The following is a 6,122-nucleotide window of genomic DNA, read 5'->3' as shown; positions in this document are numbered from 1 at the left end:
CTGGTCGGTTCGACGAACTACGTCAACGGCCTCAGTCAGGCGGAGAAGGACCGGATCGCGCTCTACCTGAACTTCGACATGATCGGCTCGCCGAACTACATCCAGATGGTCTACGACAGCGACGAGTCCGGCTTCGAGGCTCCTGTTGTCGTGCCGGAGGGCTCGATCGCGATCGAGGACCTGTTCGAGTCGTTCTACACGCTCCGCAGCGAGCCGTACGACGACGCGGAGTTCAGCGGACGCAGTGACTACCAGGCGTTCATCAACAACGGGATCCCGGCCGGTGGCCTCTTCACCGGAGCCGAGGTACCGAAGACCGCCGCGCAAGCGGAGATCTGGGGCGGCACCGTAGGGGCCCAGTACGACCCCTGCTACCACGCCGCCTGCGACACGTTCGCCAACAACAACAACCACGCGCTCGGGATCAACGCCGATGCGGTCGCCTTCTCCGTGCTGACCTACGCCTTCTCGACCGAATCGGTCAACGGCGTCGTGGGTCTGCCGGTGCCCGGGACCGAGGACTTCGTCCTCCCGGCGCCTGCCGGTCCCGAAGGGACGGTCGGCAGCGGCGGCGGAGCGGCGGAGGTGCACCGCTCGACGTCGTAAGACGAGCGCCGGCCCCGGGGTGTCAAGGACAGCCCCGGGGTCGGTGCGTCTCGTGTACGCCGACCCGGCACCGCCTGATCAGCCGGCGACGATGTCCTGGGGTACGCCGTCCTCGCGCGCGGCGACCCGGGCGCGGTTCTCCTCGCGCCGGTCGACGAACGTGGTCGCCTGCTGGTCGAGCGCCGTGAGGAAGGCGTTGAGCTCCTCGCGGGCCTGTTCGCCCTCGGGGCCGAGGTCGGTGCGGTCGAAAACGTCCCAGTGGCGCAGCACCGGCATGATCACGTCGTCGTGATGCAGTCGGAGGTCGTAGATGCCGGCCTTCGCGATGATCACCGAGTTGCGCCGGAAGCCTGCCATCGTGGCGCCGGGCATCTGGAACCCGATCACCTCATCGGCGATCGCGCGCATGGTCGCGTCGGGCGCGATCTCGAGCGCCGCGGCGACGATGTTCCGGTAGAAGACCATGTGCAGGTTCTCGTCCTTGGAGATGCGGGCGAGCAGCCTGTCGGCGATCGGGTCACCGGTGACCTTGCCGGTGTTGCGATGCGAGACCCGGGTCGCGAGCTCCTGGAACGACACGTACGTCACGGCCTCGAGGGCAGTCTTGTCGCCGGAGTCGTAGCCGGACGTCATGTAGTCCATCCGGGCGCGCTCGAGCTCGACCGGGTCGACGCCGCGGGTCACGACGAGGTAGTCGCGCAGCGCGATCCCGTGGCGGTTCTCCTCAGCCGTCCAGCGGCCCACCCAGGTGCCCCAGGCGCCGTCGCGGCCGAAGCGCGTCGCGATCTCCCGGTGGTACGACGGCAGGTTGTCCTCGGTGAGCAGGTTGGTGAACATCGCGGCTTTGGCCGTCTCGGAGAGCTGCGACTGGTCGGGGTCCCAGTCCTCGCCGCCGAGGAAGGCGAAGTCGCGACCCTGGCTCCACGGGATGTAGTCGTGGGGGTGCCACTCCTGCGCGATCGCGAGGTGGCGGTCGAGGTTGTCTGCGACGACGGGTTCGAGGTCTTCCAGCAGGTTGGTCGGCATCGTGGTCACGATCAGCTCCCTCTGGGCCCTTCGGCCCCTTCAGCGAGGCTACGACAGCCAGGCTGCGAATCGAAGGGAGGCGGGTGACCTAGGAGTAGCGGTGGCTCTTCGCCGCGTGCCCCTTGTCGCGCGTGCAGGTGCGGCCGCTCATGTTCCGGTGCCCGCACAACTCCTCGCTCGGAGCCTCGGCCAGATCCTCGGCCTTCTGGGGAGCCTTCTGCGAATCCTTCGGAGGAGCCGTCGGCGCCGTCGGCGCTGCCGTGGGCCGGGCGGCACGAGGCTTGGCCGATTGGGCAGCGTTGTAGCGGGCTTCGCGCATCGCGCGCATGGCATCGATCTTGCTCATCGTCGGCTCACCCGAATGACTGTAGTGCGGGGCACCGACCAGCTTGCCTGCGCCGCCGGGCTCGGGACCTCAGCCTGTCCCCAGGACCGCATCGGCCAGCGCGTTGACGATGTCGCCGGTGACCACCTCTTCGTGGTTGGTCAGGACGGCGATGACGATCCCGTCCTCGTACAGGCACCGTGCGAAGGACGCGAAGCCCACTTGCAGGCCTTCGTGACCCATGCCCGGCCTGCTGCCACCGTCCTCGTCCATCAGGCCCAGGCCGTAGCGCTCCTCGTCAGACGCGAGGTTCGCCTTCATCTCGGTCAACGAGTCACGCGAGACGATCTCGCCGCGGCAGAACCTCGCGAACCACCGCGCGAGGGTCCTCGAGTCCGACGCCATCGCGCCGGCTCCGCCCGCCGAGCTGATCGCGGCGTACGACGGCAGGTAGCCGCCGCCCTTCTCCAGTGCGCCGGTCTCCTCGGACGGCATCGCCATCGGCGAGGTGGGTCGCTCGTCGGGCTGGAGGATGAGCCGTTCGAGTCCCTCGCCGGCCAGGACGCCCGACCTGAGCACTTCGGCGAGCGGGCGTCCGCGAACGTGCTCGATCACCAGGCCGAGCAGGAGGAAGTTGGTGTTGTTGTACTCGAAGGTCTCCCCGGGAGAACCGTGTGGCGGCTCGACCCGGGCCAGGACCTCGCGCCAGGTCTCGCCCTGCCTCGGATGGTCGGCAGTCGCGTTCAACGATTCGTCGTCGACGTAGTCCGACAGTCCACTGCGCATGGCCATCAGATCCCGGATCGTCGCCCCGTTGGTGTCCAGCTCGACCCAGTCAGGGAGGTGGTCGGCCACCGGGTCGTCCAACTCGAGGTCCCCGGCCTCGACCAGCTGCATGACCTGCGCCGCGATGATCGGCTTGGTGACGCTGCCGATCGCCATCTGGGCGTTCGGGACCATGGGCCGCTGTCGATCAGCACGCCCGACTGCGCCGGTCCAGGCTCCTTCGGGGGACATCACCGTGGCGGTCACCCCGTGACCGCCGGCGGCCTCGACCAGTGCCGCCTGCAGCGCCGCGGCAAGCTCGGCAGGTGCTCGGCGTTCGGTGAGCCCTGAGAACGACTCGGCAGGGAAGGGAGTCGAGTTGGACTGTGGGGTCGAGGAGGCTCTGCTCGCCGCGTCGGTCTGCTCGTCGTCCGCGGTACTGCACGCGGCGCAGAGCGAGCCCAGGATGAGCAGGGCGGTGGTCATCGTGCGCCGGAGCATGGCCTCTTCCTCACGTCCTTCTTGTGACCGGATGGTGCTGTTCGCTCATGTCGTTCGCCACTGGCGGCGTCAGCCGGCCGCTGTTTCGAAGCGAATGGATTCGAGCATCGTCTGGAGCTCGCGAAGGTCCTGGTCCGAGGCGTCGGGGTCATGCTCTGTCACGAACACCTGCCGCTTTCCGGCCACATCCACGACGTAGACGCTGGCAAGGGACCCGGGCATGAGTACGAAGTACTTGCTCGTCGGCCGTGAGAACCAGATCTGGAGCCCCGGGGGCCCGTAGTCAGCCAGGAGGCACGACCGGAGATCGGCTCCCGGTGGCACTTCGAGGTCGACTCGCGTCGCAGCATGGCCCCCGATCTCGGTCCTGACCGGCTTGGCGGCAACGGCTCCAGGTTGTGCGAGCAGGGCTGTGACGAGGGCGTCGACCTTCGGGCCCACCTCCACCGTCTGGCCGCGCTCGCCCTCGCACGGATCCGCGTAGACCTCGTCGACCAGGACCGGGTAGACACCAAGGCCGGCTGCTCCGTCGACGTCCTCGTTCTTGGACAGGTAGTGGCCGGTGTGACCGTGCCACCCTGCGGGGACGTCGATCGTGTAGTCGGCGACCGACCACAGCAGCGGATCCGGACCTGTGCGTCCTTCGCTCGAGATGCCGTAGGTGCCGGCCTGGAGTGGCGGACCGTCCTCGAGAGGTATCGAGAGAACCGGATCGGACGTCGCCTTCTCAGAGTCAGGCGAGCCTCGGGCGCTGCTTCCGCAAGCCGCCACACACAGGAGCGCGCAGAGCGCGATGATCCGCGATGCGCGAGAGAGCAGGACACCAGTGTTGCGGCCGGCCATGAGGCGGTTGTACCGCGCCGCACCAGGGAGGGGAACGGCCCATCTGAACTAGTCAGCCTCCGCGGTGCCTCGCAGGGAGCCAGCTAGCGTCCCGCTGGACGGCAGCTACTCGCCGCGGATCGGTTCGATCCACTCAGCGGGCGCGAACTCGCTCCCGAAGTCGATGCAGGCTTCGTTCTCGCAGCGGCCCTGTGTCTCGAAGGTGATCCCGGCGTTCCCGGAGTCCATCACCAGCGCGGCGTTCTCGGGTCGGAGGTGGTCACCGTGGCGCAGCGGCTGGCCGCAGGTGGGGCAGTGCGGGTCTCTCAGCTCGGTCGGGTCGGCCATTCCTCACGGTAGATCCGACCGGACGAACTCGTCCACGAACCGTTGGTTGAGCCTGTCGAAACCCCCGTTGGGACCGGCTGCGGAGATCGGGAGCGACAGCAGCCACGCAAGTGGCGAGAGGCCCGACGAACGATGCTCTGCGGCGTCCTCCCAGGCTCGCGTGAACCTCCTGACGGTCGCATCCGACGCGGCCTCCAGCACCGTCGCCCGATCCCGGCCGGTCACCCGCGCTCGTGCGACGCCCAACGCGAACGCGTAGCCGCTGGTCGCGTCGTAGAAACGCATGAACGCGTCCACATCCCCCAGGCTGGCGCGGGCGAGGAGATCGCACAGGTCCTGCGCGGCAACCGACGGGGCGGCTGCCGTCGCAGGCGTCTCCGACATCGTCAGGGTCAGCACCAGGGGTAGACGAACAGGCTGTTCGCGCCCGCGCGGTGGTCGGCGAGCAGCACGGACAACGGCACGGGGTCGGGCACGGTCGCCAGGTCGGTGCCCGCACGAGGGGCGACCTTGAGCGCGACGGCCGTGCTGATCGGAAGGCCGTCCTTGGCCACCGCGGAGAACGCCCCCGCGCCCTTGAGCGTGGCGATTCCGGCGCGCATGCACGCGGTGTCCGGCGAGGCCGAAGCCGGCGGGGCCGTGGTGACTGCGACGACACCGGAGAGGACCATCCCGATGACTCCAAGACCCGCGCGTGTGGTGCTTCGTTTCATGGCAACTCTCCTTGTCTAGGGTTTGTCTAATGTTGAGAATCGAACCACGCCTCCGAGCGTTTGTCCAGGGATTGTCGAGTGTTGGGGCTAGGCTGCACCCGTGTACTCCGTGAAGCACGCCGCCGCGATGACCGGCATCCCTGTGGACACGCTCCGCATGTGGGAGCGGCGGTACGGCGTGGTCACACCACTGCGGACCCCGGCCGGCTACCGGCTGTACGACGATGCCGCGATCGCCCGCCTGAGCGCCATGCAGGCGCTCGTCAAGGCGGGGTGGGCTCCGCGTCGCGCCGCTGTTCAGGTGACGTCCGGGACGACCCTCGGGCCCACGGATGTCACCGATGCCTCGACCCTCGATACAGAGGGTGCCGCCGAACCAGGTGACGATCTGGACCTGCTTGTCAGCCTGGCGGTCGACTTCGACGCCGAGCGACTGACGCGAGCCCTGGACGACATCTTCACCCGCCGAGATCTCGAGGAGATGGCGGACTCCTGGTTGATGCCTGCGCTCTCCAGGCTCGGCACGGCTTGGCAACGCGGCGAGGTCTCGGTAGCCGCCGAGCACTTCGTCAGCGCAGCCGTTCAACGCCGGCTGGCCTCAGCCTTCGACTCCGCCCACGCGGCGCCGGGCGCTCCCCGCGTCCTCGTCGGTCTGGCCAAAGGATCTCGACACGAACTGGGAGTGCTCACTTTCGCAACGATGCTCGCGCGCGCCGGATTGGATGTGACCTACATCGGCGCCGACGTGCCACCGGACAGCTGGGCGATCGCGGTGACCGTCGGCCAACCGGCCGCCGTCGTTCTCGGCGTACCTTCAACCGACGACCTTCCGGTCGTGCGCGACACGGTCGCCGTCATCGCCGCCGCCGAGCCCGACCTGCCCACCTTCCTGGTTGGGCGTCATCAAAGCGAAGTCGGTACCGGGCACTTGCTCGGTCATTCACTCGCGTCAGCCGCCGAAGACCTAGCCCGCCAGTTGACCGCATGAGGACTCCTCAGCAGAAGCACTGAACAGG

At 68.3% G+C, this 6,122-nt stretch carries 9 protein-coding genes; 2 read left to right on the top strand and 7 right to left on the bottom strand.

Annotated features, from left to right (window positions below; all coding sequences use genetic code 11):
• Positions 1–606: M28 family peptidase (locus V6M46_RS15550; protein WP_332666720.1), on the top strand; the 606-nt coding region annotated here is incomplete at its 5' end.
• Between the two features lie 78 nt (positions 607–684).
• On the opposite strand, the gene V6M46_RS15545 is transcribed toward V6M46_RS15550, so the two are convergent.
• The 7 genes from V6M46_RS15545 to V6M46_RS15515 form a co-directional block, all read right to left on the bottom strand.
• Positions 685–1,632 (bottom strand): acyl-ACP desaturase, encoded by a 948-nt coding sequence (locus V6M46_RS15545; protein ID WP_332666722.1) that lies wholly within the window; start codon positions 1,630–1,632, stop codon positions 685–687.
• 88 nt (positions 1,633–1,720) lie between these two features.
• The gene (locus V6M46_RS15540; protein WP_332666718.1) at positions 1,721–1,978 is read right to left on the bottom strand and encodes a hypothetical protein; all 258 of its coding nucleotides are present in this window, start codon (positions 1,976–1,978) and stop codon (positions 1,721–1,723) included.
• A gap of 69 nt (positions 1,979–2,047) precedes the next feature.
• Positions 2,048–3,223, bottom strand: coding sequence for a serine hydrolase domain-containing protein (locus tag V6M46_RS15535; RefSeq protein WP_332666716.1), 1,176 nt, complete (start codon positions 3,221–3,223; stop codon positions 2,048–2,050).
• Between the two features lie 69 nt (positions 3,224–3,292).
• A complete protein-coding gene (locus V6M46_RS15530) occupies positions 3,293–4,066 on the bottom strand; it encodes a hypothetical protein (protein WP_332666714.1) in 774 nt (257 codons plus the stop codon).
• A 105-nt stretch (positions 4,067–4,171) separates the two neighbouring features.
• The gene (locus V6M46_RS15525) at positions 4,172–4,393 is read right to left on the bottom strand and encodes a hypothetical protein (RefSeq protein ID WP_332666712.1); all 222 of its coding nucleotides are present in this window, start codon (positions 4,391–4,393) and stop codon (positions 4,172–4,174) included.
• Between the two features lie 3 nt (positions 4,394–4,396).
• Positions 4,397–4,792, bottom strand: coding sequence for a hypothetical protein (locus tag V6M46_RS15520; protein WP_332666710.1), 396 nt, complete (start codon positions 4,790–4,792; stop codon positions 4,397–4,399).
• Positions 4,786–5,106 (bottom strand): hypothetical protein, encoded by a 321-nt coding sequence (locus tag V6M46_RS15515; RefSeq protein ID WP_332666709.1) that lies wholly within the window; start codon positions 5,104–5,106, stop codon positions 4,786–4,788. The genes V6M46_RS15520 and V6M46_RS15515 overlap by 7 nt, the downstream gene beginning before the upstream one ends.
• Before the next feature lie 100 nt (positions 5,107–5,206).
• On the opposite strand from V6M46_RS15515, the gene V6M46_RS15510 reads away from it, so the two are divergent.
• Positions 5,207–6,094 carry a MerR family transcriptional regulator gene (locus V6M46_RS15510; RefSeq protein ID WP_332666707.1) on the top strand — a complete coding sequence of 296 codons (888 nt, stop codon included), beginning with the start codon at positions 5,207–5,209 and terminating at the stop codon, positions 6,092–6,094.
• Positions 6,095–6,122: the final 28 nt, after the last annotated feature.

It is taken from the genome of Aeromicrobium sp. (assembly GCF_036676885.1).
GTDB lineage: Bacteria > Actinomycetota > Actinomycetes > Propionibacteriales > Nocardioidaceae > Aeromicrobium.
This window is presented reverse-complemented; position numbering and strand designations above follow the sequence as displayed.